We start from the raw sequence: 12350 nt of genomic DNA on the forward strand, positions 1-12350 counted from the left end.
GGTAGGGCGGTGGCCCTCCACCCTCCCCCTTATGGGGAGGGTCGCTGCGCAGCAGCGGGGTGGGGGTACTGCCGTGGGCTGTCGTCATCATACCCCCAACACCTCGTGCAGCTGTTGCGTGTGAGCGGCAAGCTCGCTTACGGCAAAACCCTCCACCACCTTGCCGTGCTCCATCAGGTAGAAGCGGTCGGCGATGCGGGCGGCGAAGCGGAAATTCTGCTCGACGAGCAGGATGGTCATGCCGCGCTTTTTCAAGGTCGCCAGCAGTTCGCCGATGCGCTGGACGATGACCGGCGCCAGGCCCTCGGTCGGCTCGTCGAGCAGCAGCATCTGCACGCCCGTCCGCAGGATGCGGGCGATGGCCAGCATCTGCTGTTCGCCGCCGGAGAGTTTGGTGCCGGGGCTGTTGCGGCGCTCCTTGAGGTTGGGAAAGAGATCGAAGATCTCGTCGACGCTCATGCCGCCCTTGGCCACCACCGGCGGCAGGATCAGGTTCTCGTCGACGGTGAGCGTGGCGAAGATGCCGCGTTCCTCCGGCACGAAGCCGATGCCGCGATGGGCAACACGATGCAGCGGCAGGCGCATCAGGTCGCTGCCATCGAAGGCGACGCTGCCGCTGCGCTTGCGGACCAGCCCCATGATGGCGCGCAGCGTTGTGGTCTTGCCGACGCCGTTGCGGCCGAGCAGCGTCACGGTCTCACCGCGAAAAACGTCGAGGTTGACGCCATGCAGCGCATGGCCCTCGCCATACCAGGCATGGAGATCGCGCACGGCAAGCAGCGGCTCACTCATGCTCGGTCCCCCTGCTCGGTCCCCATGTAGGCGACCCTGACGCGCTCATCGTTGCTCACCGTCGCGTAGTCGCCGGCGGCGAGCACCTGGCCGCGCTGCATGACGGTGATCCAGTCGCAGAGGTCGGCGACGACGGTGAGATTGTGCTCGACCATCAGCACGGCGCGGTCCGTTGCCAGCGAGCGGATGATGCCGGAAATGACGCCGACATCCTCGTGCCCCATGCCGGCCATCGGCTCGTCGAGCAGCAGCACTTTCGGGTCGAGCGCCAGCGTGGTGGCGATCTCGAGCACGCGCTTTCGGCCATAGGAGAGATCGCCGGCCGGACGATGCGCGACATCGTCGAGACCGACGACGGCAAGCAGTTCGCGCGCCCGTGGAGTCAGTTGGTCAAGCGCGGCCAGCGAGCGCCAGAACTGGAAGCCGAGCCCGCTCGGCCGCTGCAAGGCGACNGTCGTCTTGCCGGCGCCGTTCGGCCCGATCAGTGCATGGATCTGGCCGTGATGGACGTCGAGGTCGACATTGTTGACGGCGACGAAACCGGCAAAATCGCGCCGCAGGCCGCGGGCGGAGAGCACCACCCGCGGCTTGATTTCGGCACCGTCCGGCTGGACGGCCACGGCTTGCGCCAGCGTCACTTGGTGACGAGCGGGCAGCCGCTGTCTTCAGCCTTGATGAAGGCCTTGTCGCCCGGAATGGTCGCAAGGTAGGTGTAGTAGTCCCAGTCCTTCTTCGACTCCTCGGGCTTTTTGACCTGATAGAGATACATGTCGTGCACCATCGAGCCGTCGGCCTGTACCTTGCCGTTGGCGTTGATGATGTCGTCGACGGGCATTTCATGGAGTTGCTTGGCGACCGCCTCGGTCTCGTCGGTGCCGGCCTTGTCGATGGCCTTGAGATATTGCAGCACCGCCGAATAGGTGCCGGCCTGGATCATGTTGGGCATGCGGTTGGTGCGCTTGAAGAAGCGCCCGGCGAAGTCGCGGCTCTTGTCGTCGCGGTCCCAGTAAAACCCTTCGGTGAGCACCACGCCCTGCGCCGCCTGCAGTCCGAGGCCGTGCACCTCGGCAAGCGTGAACAGAAGTGCTGCCAGCCGCTGGCCGCCGGCGACGATGCCGAACTCGGCCGCCTGCTTGATGGTATTGGAGGTGTCGAGGCCGGCATTGGCAAGGCCGATAACCTTGGCGCCGGAGGACTGCGCCTGCAGCAGGAAGGAGGAATAATCCGTCGATCCCAAGGGGTAACGCACCTCGCCCAGCACTTTGCCGCCGCTTGCCTCAACAACCTTTGAGGTCTGCTCCTTCAGCGAATAGCCGAAGGCATAGTCGACGGTGATGAAATACCAGCTGTCGCCGCCCTGCTGCACAAGCGCGCCGCCGGTGCCGACCGCCTGCGAGTGGGTATCGTAAGCCCAGTGGAAACCGTAGGGCGAGCATTGCTTGCCGGTCAGGTCGGCCGATGCCGCTCCGGTAACGATGTCGATCTTCTTCTTTTCCTTGGACAACCCCTGGACGGCGAGCGCCACCGAGGATGTCGTCAGTTCCATGATCGCGTCGACCTGCTCGGTGTCGTACCACTGGCGCGCAATGTTGGAGGCAATGTCGGGCTTGTTCTGGTGATCGGCGTTGACGATCTCGATTGGCGCGCCCTGCACCTTGCCGCCAAAATCCTCGACCGCCATCCTGGCGGCCTCGACCGACCATTTGCCGCCGAAATCGGCATAGACGCCCGACTGGTCGTTGAGGATGCCGATCTTGACCTTGCCGTCGGAAATTTCGCCGGCCGCCGCCGGCATCGCAGTCGCCGCAAGCAGCACGGCTGAGACGAGATAGGATGCTTTCACAGGTGGTTCCTCCCTTGTGGCCGACGCTGGAAAACGCGGCGGCCTTGCAATGGTTCAACAACTCCGTCCGGTTCTCGCTGAAATCCGGGCCAGCGCCCGCCACTTCTCCTCTTGGCAACCCCTCCGCCCTGGGTGCGCCGGGAACCGTAGCATCACATTTCGCGAGGCGAGAATGCTATTTTCGTAGCATGGCGTGCTAGCGCGGCCGCTACCAGTCGGGCTCAATTGGAGAGTCTTCGGAAAAGCCGCTCGGGCCAGGCAGAGAGAGCGTTGCGGCCGCAGCGTCCAGCAGTGCCCCCGGAAGCCCTTTGAGATGCTCGCTGTCCAGCGGAAGCGCAAGATAGCCCGTGGCAATGCGTGCAGCCGCTTCCGCCTGTTCACGATCTCTCATTGCCTTGACCGCAGACCGATCAGGCCGCGTGGCCAGCCAAGCCTTGTGCAGAGCGAACATTCGAGGGTCGACCGTCGGCATGCTTACGGGATAGCCACGCTCATCGATCGCCACAGCCTCCACCTTCGGGGCGTTGATGAGCCATTGCAGCCCCTTCATGGGTGCGCTGTCGAGGTCGTCGGCAAGCTGTGTAATCGAGGTAGTGGCGTTGTCCTTGAGGACATGTCTTGCCCGCGGACGGATCAGGTCGACCAGATAGCCATCACGGTTCGCTGCCCTGAAGGCCCGGGGCTGGAGCGGCTTGAAGGACCTGTCCACTTTACGCAACACGCCTATCAGGCCGGACTGGCTTACCCTCTCGCCGGTCACGAAGCTGATGCGGCGTCGGGAATCGAAGAGCAGGTCGATGTCGCCGGTTGCCGTGAGACCGCTGGTGATCTGGACGCCCGCCAGAGCCTCGTAAGCGAACAGCGCATTCGTGCCGACGACCAGCAACTGCTTGCCCAGCGGGTCTGTTTCGGCGCACCGCCGCAATATCCGTGCGGCGATGGCCGGTACCCTGCCCAACCCCATTGCCACATTGACTTTCGCCAGGCCGTTCAGGCGATCGGCCAGACCTGCCAGCAGATCCTTGTTCTGCACCCTGCCCTCGGAAAACGCAGCGAACGCCTTCTCCGTCTGGCTGCTTTTCGGCCCGAGTGAATTCTCGACCTGCCGGACCTTCCGCAGCAGGTATTCAGCACCGCTGCGCTCAACCCAGCGCATGCTGCCTGCAAAGCGCCTTTGGCGCTGGTCATCAGCACGCTGCCAGGCCTCGTAGACCTGTTGCGTATCTATGAGTTGGCGCCGCTGCTCGCCGGTCAACTCTCTCAGCATCGTTTTCCACTCTTAAGCCAGGATCAAGTTAACATAGTGGAAAACTCTTAATTAACAATAAGTTGCTATGTTTTTTCCACTATCGCATCTATCACCCACACGCCGAGTGGAAAATACCGTAAAAACAATAGGTTATGTCCGAGAAAGGGAGGCCAGAACCTCACACGCGGGTTTTTAGCTGCGCGCGCCATGGCAGCCGCTTGCCGTCGCCTCACCGCTTCTGCGGATAGATCGGCTCGCCGCGCTTCAGCATCTCGACAAAAGCCTCGATCTTCTTCCTGCGCCCCGCCTCCGTCTTCATGTTGTGCGTTCGAAACGCCAGCGCGAACCGGTTCTGGGCGGAAAGCTTTGCCAGCATCTCCTTCGCCTTCGGCTCGGCGTCGATGGCGGCCTGCAGATCGTCAGGGATCTTCATGTCCTTGCCTGAGGCATAGGCGCGGTCCCAGCGGCCGTCGGCCTTGGCCGCCTCGACCTGTTTCAGCCCGTGTTCGGTCATGCGGCCCTCCTCGACCAGGCGGGCGACATTGTCGATGTTGATCTTGCTCCAGATGCTCTTCTTGCCGCGCGGCGTGTAGCGCTGCAGAAAGCTCTTGTCGTCGAGCGGCTTGCGTATGGCGTCGATCCAGCCGAAGCACAGCGCCACGTCGATGGCCTGCTTCGGCGTGATCGAGGCGAGGCCCGAGCCGACCTTGTGGACCTTGATCCAGACCTCGCTCTCGCCGGCATGATTTTCGCGCAGCCAGGCGTAAAAACTGTCGGGATCGGGGAATTCATGAACCTTGTCGGGATCGACCTTGAACGGCGCCATCATCACCTCGTTGTTGCCGGGCCGGCTGTATCGGCTGTCGATGCCAGTTTCCATCATCGGCGTCGATACCCCCTAGCCTATTGCGAGCCGGCTTGCGCCCAAGCCGGCGCTCATGGCAGTTTCCCGGCTGGTCGAGCCGGGCAAGGCAGACTGCAATTCGGGGGAAATGCCATGCGATCGATGTTACTCGGCCTCATCCTTCTGCTGCCGGCCTCGGCGCTCGCCGAACCCATCGAAACCCAGAAGATCATCACCGCGCTGACCGGCGACTTCAATGGGGACGGCGCCGCCGATCTGGCGATGATCGTCGAGACCGAGCCCGAAGATAGCACCATGGACATGCATTTCTTCCTGAGGGACAAAAAGTACAATTTTCTGAAACCCGCCGGCGTCGTGCATGAGCAGGTCTACGGCGAATGGAACGACTACGACCAGCCGCATTATGAGGGCTCCGGCATCGAACCGGAGTTGACCTTGCTGCCCAACGGCTCGATCAAGATCTATCTGCCGGGGCTGATCGGCCCCGGCGAGCGGACCGACATGACGCTGACCATCGCCTGGCGCAACGAGGCCTTCGTCGTCGCCGGCGTTGCCTATGACCATTACAAATACCAGTCTGTTGTCGTCTACAGCAGCTGCGACTACGACGTGCTGACCGGCAAGGGCAAAAGTATGCAGACGCAGGGTGATGACAGCAAGGTGAACAGTATCGTGTCTGTCGAAGGCCAGGTCGTGCCCTTCGCGGAGTGGGACACGGGGACGCCTTTTAGGGTATGCGGGGATTGAGGGGGCAGCCAATCTCCCCCCTCGTGGGGGAGATGGCCGGCAGGGGGGCCGCTGTCCCGCCAACGCACCGGCCAGTGTCAGCCACGTTTATCCCGCGATTCTTGTCAGAAAATAGATCGAGAGGTCGCGATCCTTCGCGCCCCCCCCTCTGCCCTGCCGGGCATCCCCCCCACTTGGGGGGAGATTGGCTTCACTGCAGATGCGGTTTCTTCAAAAAGCTGTTTCGGTCGGCGGATTTCACTCGCAGCCAAGTCTCACGACCGTCACGCACGACCCTGAGAGGAATCTCCGAACCCGCCGGATTCTGCCATAGCTTGCGGTAGAAATCGGCGAGACCGTCGACCTCGCCATCGCGCACGTCGGAGATGATGTCGCCCTGGCGCAGGCCGGCCTTGGCGGCGGGGCCGCCTTCGGCGACGCTCATCACCACGACCGCACCGTTGCTCTCGGCCGAGAAGGCGCCGAGCCATGGGCGCGGCGGCTTCGCCACCTGGCCGCGCGTCAGGAGATCGTCGAGGATCGGGGTCAGAAGGTTGATCGGCACGACCATGTTGATGTCGGCGACCTCGCCGTTGCGGCTCATCTGCAAAAGCAGCGAACCGATGCCGAGCAGGCTGCCATCCTGGCCGATGAGCGCCGCGCCGCCCCAGGACGGGTGCGCCGGGGCAATGAAGATCGCCTCGTCAAGCAGATATTCCCAATAGCCGGCGAATTCCTGCTTGGTGACGATGTGAGCCTTGACCGAGCGGCCGGTACCGTCGGCAAACACCACGGGGTCGCCGATCTTGGCCTTCGAGGCGTCGCCCAGCGCCACCGCCGGCAGGCCGAGCGGCGCCAGCGCCTGCACCAGTCCGAAGCCTGTCTCCTGGTCATAGGCCAGCGCATGTGCCGGCACGACGCGGCCGTCCTGGTCGGTCAGCCAGACCTCCTCGGCCTCGGTGATGAGATAGCCTATGGTGAGCACCAGCCCGTCGCCGCGGATGACGACGCCGCTGCCTTCCCGGCGCGTGCCCAGGGCATTGGCCGTGAAGGCATCGTCGGGAACCATGGCGCGCACGCCAACGACGGAGCGCAAGAGCGGGGAAACGGGATCGATCGGCATGCTTTCATCCTGGCAGATATGCGTGGGCAGTATCCTCTATAGGTATGCCGCGCTGCACAGGGCGCAAGGGCTTAGGCAACAAGGCAATCATTTCAGAGGCTGGCGCTGCTCCTCATCCGCCTGCCGGCACCTTCTCCCCCGTATAGCGACGGGGAGAAGGGAGATGGCCGCAACATCGGCGCTCTTGGCAACGCTGGCAATTGGCGAAATCAATAGGCGACAGCGTCCTTCTCGCCGTCACTATACGGGGAGAAGTGCCCGGCCGGGCGATGAGGGGCGGCGCCGACATCGATAATAGTTCAACACAAGTTGAACCTTTCTGAATTGCACCTATGTGTTCCCGTATCTAGGTTCCGCCGACTTTTCCGCCATCAGTCTCGCGCCCTCGCGCAAGTCGTTTCGCCCCGCCAAACCCAAGGAATTCCCCGCATGACCGAATACATCCCGCCGAAAGTCTGGAGTTGGAAGAAAGCCAATGGCGGTACGTTCGCCAGCATCAACCGGCCTATTGCCGGTCCGACGCATGACAAGGTGCTGCCGGTCGGCAAGCATCCGCTGCAGCTCTATTCGCTGGCGACGCCGAATGGGGTCAAAGTGACTGTCATGCTGGAGGAGCTTCTGGCGCTCGGCCACAAGGGCGCCGAATACGACGCCTGGCTGATCCGCATCAACGATGGCGACCAGTTCGGCTCGGGCTTTGTCGAGGTCAATCCCAACTCCAAGATCCCGGCGCTGCTCGACCGCAGCGGCAAGACGCCTGTCCGCGTCTTCGAGTCCGGCTCGATCCTGCTTTATCTCGCGGAAAAGTTCGGCGAATTCCTGCCGACCGAACAGCCGGCGCGCGCGGAAACCTTGTCCTGGCTGTTCTGGCAGATGGGCTCGGCGCCCTATCTCGGCGGCGGCTTCGGCCATTTCTACGCTTATGCGCCGGAAAAGTTCGAATACGCCATCGACCGCTTCGCCATGGAGACCAAGCGCCAGCTCGACGTGCTCGACCGGCGGCTGGCCGAGACCGAATATCTCGGCGGCGCCTTCTATTCGATCGCCGACATGGCGGTATGGCCCTGGTATGGCGGCCTTGCGCTCGGCCGCATGTACAATGATTCCGCCGAATTCCTGTCGGTGCAGGACTACGAGCACGTACAACGCTGGGCCAGGGCGATCGACGCCCGCCCGACCGTGCAACGCGGCCGCATGGTCAACCGCGCCTTCGGCGACCCGGCCATGCAACTGCACGAGCGCCACGACGCCAGCGATTTCGAGACGAAGACGCAGGATAAATTGGTGGTGGCGGAGTGACTTTTTTACCCTCCCCCTTTGTGGGGAGGGTCGATCCGCAAAGCGGATCGGGGTGGGGGTCGGCGCCAAGCACCCCCACCCGACCTTCGGTCGACCTCCCCACAAGGGGGAGGTAGGGCGCCTAGCTCTTCATCAATTTCGCCAGCCTCGGCACGCCTTCACCCACGGCGCGTTCATCTGCCAGCGTAAAGCTCATCCGCATCGTGTTGCGGCCCGAACCGTCGGCGTAGAATGCGTTGCCCGGCACGAAGGCGACGCGGGCTTCCTTGACCGAGCGGGCGAGCAGTGCCGTGGCGTCCGCACCTTCAGCCAGCGTCAGCCAAACGAACATGCCGCCTTCCGGCCGGCTCCAGCTGACGCCATCCGGCATTTCCGCCTCAAGCGCTGCAAGCAATCCGTCGCGGCGCTGGCGATAGGCGCCGATCACCTTTTCCACCTGGCCGTCATACACGGCCTCGGAGACGCGGTGCATCACCAGCTGGTTGATCGACGGGCTGTGCAGGTCCGACGCCTGCTTCATCAGCACCAGCCGCTCGACGACGCGGCGCGGCGCGCAGACCCAGCCGACGCGCATGCCCGGCGACAGGATTTTGGAGAACGAGCCGCAATAGAGCGTGCGGGCGTTTTCGATGCCGCCTGAGCGTTCGCAGTCGAGCGCCAGGATCGGCGGCTGGCCCTCGCCGTCATAGCGCAACGCGCGATACGCGGCGTCCTCGATGACGGCAATGTCGAGCTCGCCGGCGAGGTCAAGCACCGCCTCGCGTTGCTGGCGGTTCAGCGTCTCGCCGGTCGGGTTGGCGAAATCGGGCACCAGATAGGCGAATTTCACCTTGCCGCCTGCAGCGGCAGCCGCCGCCTGGTAGGCGGCGGGCGTCATGTTGCCGCCATCCGGCGTCAGCCGGTCGTAGCGCGGCTCATAGGCGTTGAAGGCCTGGAGCGCGCCGAGATAGGTCGGCCATGTCACGAGCGCTGTGTCGCCGGGCGACAGGAACAGCTTGCCCAGATAATCCAGCGCCTGCTGCGAGCCGGAGGTGATGAAGATGTTGTGCTCGTCGCAGGCGATGCCAAGCTTGCCCATCTGGCCGGCCAGCCATTTTCTGAGCGGCAGATAGCCTTCGGAGACCTGATACTGAAGTGCTGCGCTCGCCTCCGCGCCGCCCAGCACCGAGGCATAGGCATCGGCGATGGCTTGCGCCGGAAACAAGGCCGGATCGGGGATGCCGCCGGCAAAGGAGATGATATCGGGCTGGTCGAGCAGTTTGAGCAGCTCGCGGATTTCCGACGCCTTCATGCGCGAGGCGCGCGACGCCAACAGGTCCATCAAACTCACGAGCCAACCTCCCGGGATACGGCATCTGGTCCAGCATGACCGTCCCGGCCATGCGAATTTAGGTCAATCTGGCTGACCTATTATCAGGCTCCCCCACCCGCGGGAATAGCCAGACCGTCATTCCGCGTGGCCCAGACGAAAAAGCAAAGACATTTCTGCCCTGGACAGGGAAAATTGTTGCGCGCCGAGGGGCGCGGATGCAACCTCATTCCGAGGGGACCGGCATAAAAAGAAAAGCGGTCTCAACAAGGGGGGTTAAAATGACGCTTGAGCTCATCGGGGTCGGATTCGGCCGCACCGGCACATGGTCGACCTTTGCCGCGCTGAACAGGCTGGGCCTTCCCAGCTACCACATGCAGGAAGTCATCCTCAACAAGGCCAACAAGGGCCATCTCGACTTCTGGCGCAAGGTGGCCAACAGCCCGCCCGGCAGCCAGCACGACTGGACCAGAGTCTTTGCCAACTACAAGGCGACGGTCGACAATCCGGGATGCTGCGTGTGGCGCGAATTGATGGCCGCCTATCCCGACGCCAAGGTGCTGCTCACCCTGCATCCGCGCGGCGCCGAGGCCTGGTACGACAGCACCATCGACACCATCCACTTCACCGAGACATTGTGGCAGTTCAAGGTGCTGGAATGGCTGACGCCGTTCGGCCGCAAATTCGGCGACATGTCGCACAGGCTGATCTGGGGCCGCACGCTTGCCGGCGTGATGGACGACCGCGCCAAGGCGGTGGCGCGCTACAACGCCTATACCGAGGAGGTGATAGCGGCCGTGCCGCCGGAGAAGCTTCTGGTGTTCAAGGTCAGCGATGGCTGGGCGCCGCTCTGCGGCTTCCTCGGCGTGGCGCTGCCCAACGAGCCTTTCCCCAACCTCAACGACCGCGAAAGCGTGAAGAAGATCATCCGCGACATCATCAAGGGCAGCTACATCATGCTGGGGCTGTCGGTGGCGGCGGTGCTTGCGGCGGTCGCGGCGCTGTGGTGGTGGCTGGGGTAGCCGCCGGACCGTCAGAATATTGCTACTTGCGCGTGATCCAGCCGAGCAGATCCGGCTCGACGTCTTCGTGGTCGGTCAGGTCGCGAACCAGGGAGGCGGCGAGCGCGCGCCACCGCTTTTCCGGGACATTGTCTTCCATCACTGATTTGATGAAGGCGGCGCGCAGGATGGCGCAATCGAAGGCGGATACATCGAAAAGCAGTTCTGCCATTTCGGTTTTCCCCGTTCACATCGGGCGCGCGAGCCTGTCGAAGCCTCAGGCGCCAGCGCCCCATACAATGGTCGACGACAGCGGATTCATACTCTTGCCGGACCAAGGTTCAACACAATTCGATTGTACGCTTTTAACCAAGCGATTGCGGTTCGTTGCCCGCTTTTGCGCCGATGCTAGATTTGCCGGGCGGCCTCTCCCCAGATGGCCGCAAATGGCCGGCGCGGCTCTGGCAACATGCTTTCACCGGCATTCGCGTCGGCCATTTCCAGCCCGTGCCAGGCTCAGCCCAGCAGGCGTTCGTATTCGGCCTCGGCCTGGCCGTAGAAACCGTCGGCGACGGCGATCAGGCCATCCCGGTCGCGGATGACGATCTCGCCGCGCCTCGACCGGATCAGGCCGCGCCCTTCCAGGATCTGCAGTCCGATGGTGACGCCCGGGCGCCTGACGCCGAGCATGACGGACAGGAACTCATGCGTGATCTGGATCTGATGGCCGACCACCCTGTCGTCACACATCAGGAGCCATCGGGCCAGCCGATCCTCGAGCTTGGCGCGGGCATTGCTCAGCGCCGTGGATTTGGTCTGGCCGTGCAGATAATGGGCATAGCGCAGCAGGAAGGCGCGAAGCGTCGGGCTTTTCTGCAACGCTGCCTTGAACGGCTCGGAATCGATGCACACCGCCTCGCCCGGCATCTGCATGTAGCAGTCATGGGGCGCCCAGTCGGCGCCCATCACCAAGGCGGAGCCCGACATGCCTTCGTGGCCGATGATGCCGACCTCGGTGTCCAGGCCCGGCCGGTTCCTCGCCACCACCGAGGCCAGGCCGCTTTCCAGGAAGCAGACCGAGGCGACCGGCTCGCCCGCCATTTCGAGCGGGGCTTTGAGATCGAGCACACGAAGGTGCAAATGCGGCGCAAGCAGTGCGAAGTCGGCCGGGTTCATGCGGCGCAAGAGGCCGCTTTTCTCCTTGCTGACCGACTGGTCCATCGCTCTCTCCCGTCAAGGGCAAGAGCACATGTCATCTCCCAGCCGTCGGCGCCCTGCCCAAATGCAAACGGTCATTGGACGATAGCTGACTCGGATTCAGCCATTGTACTTCGTACAAAACCGACAAATCAGGGGCGACGCCCCATCAATCAATCCAGCAGCTTTTTCCTGGATCAGCGCTTCGGGCGGTCAGCCGCAACCATGCGCGCTTCGCGCACGATGGACGAGCGATCGTTGCCGATCAGCGATGCGATCTCTTGTATCTGCTGCTCGGAGGCCCCGGTTTCCCGCGCCAAGGCCGCGAGCGCCTCGGCGCTCAGACCGGACTGTCTCGGTTGCTCCGCCATGGCTCCAATGCCTCCTGTCGGGGCAGGAGTGCGATGGTCGCTCCCAAGCGTCGGCGCCCGTTGATGTGGCCGACGATGCTGCACTGTACGCTTCCGAACAATCGATGGCGAGCGATATATTAGCGACGCTGGATGCGGCGCTAGAACGGCAGCCTTATCTCATCGACTCCGTCCAGCCAATGTCCTTCTGGATCTCCGTCGGCAGCGCGTTCAGTGCGCGCACGGTCTTCCTGTGCTTGCTGGCGCGCGCCAGGGCAGCACGAATTCTGCTGAGACTTTCAAACATCGGTTACCTCCATGCAGCAGCAGAGCGCTGCCTTAGGCCCGCTCTTGCGCCGCCTCTGTAACCGATCGATTGCGCGGCAACGGTGAAGCGCTTCACAAACCGATGCCGCCCAGAAACATTTGTATACAAATTAGTTGCGTTCCCGCGGTGGCGTGATCCGACCTATGGCAGGGCGATCGCATATGGCGCTCCCTCGGGTTCGGCGACCCACCTTCCCTTCGTCGGCGCAAGGCGATCACATATGAGTTCTTACGAAGAGGACCCCCACCCTAACCCTCCCCACAAGGGG

14 protein-coding genes are annotated in these 12350 nt (G+C 63.3%); 3 read left to right on the plus strand and 11 right to left on the minus strand.

The features are described from left to right. Window positions 1-87: 87 nt before the first annotated feature. The 5 genes from X733_RS148585 to X733_RS148565 form a co-directional block, all read right to left on the minus strand. Window positions 88-792 (minus strand): ABC transporter ATP-binding protein, encoded by a 705-nt coding sequence (locus tag X733_RS148585; protein WP_023671422.1) that lies wholly within the window; start codon window positions 790-792, stop codon window positions 88-90. After that, window positions 789-1430 (minus strand): ATP-binding cassette domain-containing protein, encoded by a 642-nt coding sequence (locus X733_RS148580; RefSeq protein ID WP_023819049.1) that lies wholly within the window; start codon window positions 1428-1430, stop codon window positions 789-791. Before X733_RS148580 ends, X733_RS148585 begins: the two co-directional genes overlap by 4 nt. Then, window positions 1427-2635, minus strand: a complete 1209-nt coding sequence (locus X733_RS148575; protein ID WP_023685930.1) for an ABC transporter substrate-binding protein — start codon at window positions 2633-2635, stop codon at window positions 1427-1429. The genes X733_RS148580 and X733_RS148575 overlap by 4 nt, the downstream gene beginning before the upstream one ends. A 208-nt stretch (window positions 2636-2843) precedes the next feature. Continuing rightward, window positions 2844-3902: a nucleotidyltransferase domain-containing protein gene (locus tag X733_RS148570; protein WP_023685929.1), complete on the minus strand. Its 1059-nt coding sequence runs from the start codon at window positions 3900-3902 to the stop codon at window positions 2844-2846. A 211-nt stretch (window positions 3903-4113) separates the two neighbouring features. Continuing rightward, a complete protein-coding gene (locus X733_RS148565) occupies window positions 4114-4710 on the minus strand; it encodes a YdeI/OmpD-associated family protein (RefSeq protein ID WP_023743926.1) in 597 nt (198 codons plus the stop codon). Window positions 4711-4881: 171 nt separating this feature from the next. Between X733_RS148565 and X733_RS148560 the strand changes: the two genes are divergently transcribed. Further along, on the plus strand, window positions 4882-5496 hold the full coding sequence (locus X733_RS148560; RefSeq protein ID WP_023819050.1) for a hypothetical protein: 615 nt from the start codon (window positions 4882-4884) through the stop codon (window positions 5494-5496). Window positions 5497-5686: 190 nt separating this feature from the next. On the opposite strand, the gene X733_RS148555 is transcribed toward X733_RS148560, so the two are convergent. Then, window positions 5687-6598: a S1C family serine protease gene (locus X733_RS148555; protein ID WP_023671416.1), complete on the minus strand. Its 912-nt coding sequence runs from the start codon at window positions 6596-6598 to the stop codon at window positions 5687-5689. 429 nt (window positions 6599-7027) lie between these two features. Here X733_RS148555 and yghU point away from each other — a divergent pair, with 429 nt between their 5' ends. After that, window positions 7028-7897 carry a glutathione-dependent disulfide-bond oxidoreductase gene (gene yghU, locus X733_RS148550; protein WP_023819051.1) on the plus strand — a complete coding sequence of 290 codons (870 nt, stop codon included), beginning with the start codon at window positions 7028-7030 and terminating at the stop codon, window positions 7895-7897. A 121-nt stretch (window positions 7898-8018) separates the two neighbouring features. Here the strand turns inward: yghU and X733_RS148545 are convergent, their stop codons facing one another. After that, a complete protein-coding gene (locus X733_RS148545) occupies window positions 8019-9218 on the minus strand; it encodes a PLP-dependent aminotransferase family protein (RefSeq protein WP_031193467.1) in 1200 nt (399 codons plus the stop codon). A 269-nt stretch (window positions 9219-9487) separates the two neighbouring features. On the opposite strand from X733_RS148545, the gene X733_RS148540 reads away from it, so the two are divergent. Beyond that, window positions 9488-10228: a sulfotransferase family protein gene (locus X733_RS148540; protein ID WP_023819053.1), complete on the plus strand. Its 741-nt coding sequence runs from the start codon at window positions 9488-9490 to the stop codon at window positions 10226-10228. Between the two features lie 22 nt (window positions 10229-10250). Here X733_RS148540 and X733_RS12185 read toward each other — a convergent pair whose 3' ends face one another. The 4 genes from X733_RS12185 to X733_RS1000000168220 form a co-directional block, all read right to left on the minus strand. Then, on the minus strand, window positions 10251-10439 hold the full coding sequence (locus X733_RS12185; protein WP_023671412.1) for a hypothetical protein: 189 nt from the start codon (window positions 10437-10439) through the stop codon (window positions 10251-10253). A 284-nt stretch (window positions 10440-10723) separates the two neighbouring features. Continuing rightward, window positions 10724-11428 (minus strand): Crp/Fnr family transcriptional regulator, encoded by a 705-nt coding sequence (locus tag X733_RS148535; protein ID WP_023819054.1) that lies wholly within the window; start codon window positions 11426-11428, stop codon window positions 10724-10726. A gap of 173 nt (window positions 11429-11601) precedes the next feature. Beyond that, window positions 11602-11775 carry a hypothetical protein gene (locus tag X733_RS1000000170245; RefSeq protein WP_023689840.1) on the minus strand — a complete coding sequence of 58 codons (174 nt, stop codon included), beginning with the start codon at window positions 11773-11775 and terminating at the stop codon, window positions 11602-11604. Between the two features lie 154 nt (window positions 11776-11929). Continuing rightward, on the minus strand, window positions 11930-12061 hold the full coding sequence (locus tag X733_RS1000000168220) for a DUF1127 domain-containing protein (protein WP_023819055.1): 132 nt from the start codon (window positions 12059-12061) through the stop codon (window positions 11930-11932). Between the last annotated feature and the right edge of the window lie 289 nt (window positions 12062-12350).

The sequence above is a fragment of the Mesorhizobium sp. L2C066B000 genome (assembly GCF_000502335.1).
Taxonomy (GTDB): Bacteria; Pseudomonadota; Alphaproteobacteria; order Rhizobiales; family Rhizobiaceae; genus Mesorhizobium.

What these genes read in the sequence shown, in the direction of transcription:
- X733_RS148585 (WP_023671422.1), bottom strand. Translation starts at nt 792, where the DNA reads ATGAGTGAGCCGCTGCTTGCCGTGCGCGATCTCCATGCCTGGTATGGC.
- X733_RS148570 (WP_023685929.1), bottom strand. Translation starts at nt 3,902, where the DNA reads ATGCTGAGAGAGTTGACCGGCGAGCAGCGGCGCCAACTCATAGATACG.
- X733_RS148565 (WP_023743926.1), bottom strand. Translation starts at nt 4,710, where the DNA reads ATGGCGCCGTTCAAGGTCGATCCCGACAAGGTTCATGAATTCCCCGAT.
- X733_RS148560 (WP_023819050.1), top strand. Translation starts at nt 4,882, where the DNA reads ATGCGATCGATGTTACTCGGCCTCATCCTTCTGCTGCCGGCCTCGGCG.
- X733_RS148555 (WP_023671416.1), bottom strand. Translation starts at nt 6,598, where the DNA reads ATGCCGATCGATCCCGTTTCCCCGCTCTTGCGCTCCGTCGTTGGCGTG.
- yghU (WP_023819051.1), top strand. Translation starts at nt 7,028, where the DNA reads ATGACCGAATACATCCCGCCGAAAGTCTGGAGTTGGAAGAAAGCCAAT.
- X733_RS148545 (WP_031193467.1), bottom strand. Translation starts at nt 9,218, where the DNA reads ATGGACCTGTTGGCGTCGCGCGCCTCGCGCATGAAGGCGTCGGAAATC.
- X733_RS148540 (WP_023819053.1), top strand. Translation starts at nt 9,488, where the DNA reads ATGACGCTTGAGCTCATCGGGGTCGGATTCGGCCGCACCGGCACATGG.
- X733_RS12185 (WP_023671412.1), bottom strand. Translation starts at nt 10,439, where the DNA reads ATGGCAGAACTGCTTTTCGATGTATCCGCCTTCGATTGCGCCATCCTG.
- X733_RS148535 (WP_023819054.1), bottom strand. Translation starts at nt 11,428, where the DNA reads ATGGACCAGTCGGTCAGCAAGGAGAAAAGCGGCCTCTTGCGCCGCATG.
- X733_RS1000000170245 (WP_023689840.1), bottom strand. Translation starts at nt 11,775, where the DNA reads ATGGCGGAGCAACCGAGACAGTCCGGTCTGAGCGCCGAGGCGCTCGCG.
- X733_RS1000000168220 (WP_023819055.1), bottom strand. Translation starts at nt 12,061, where the DNA reads ATGTTTGAAAGTCTCAGCAGAATTCGTGCTGCCCTGGCGCGCGCCAGC.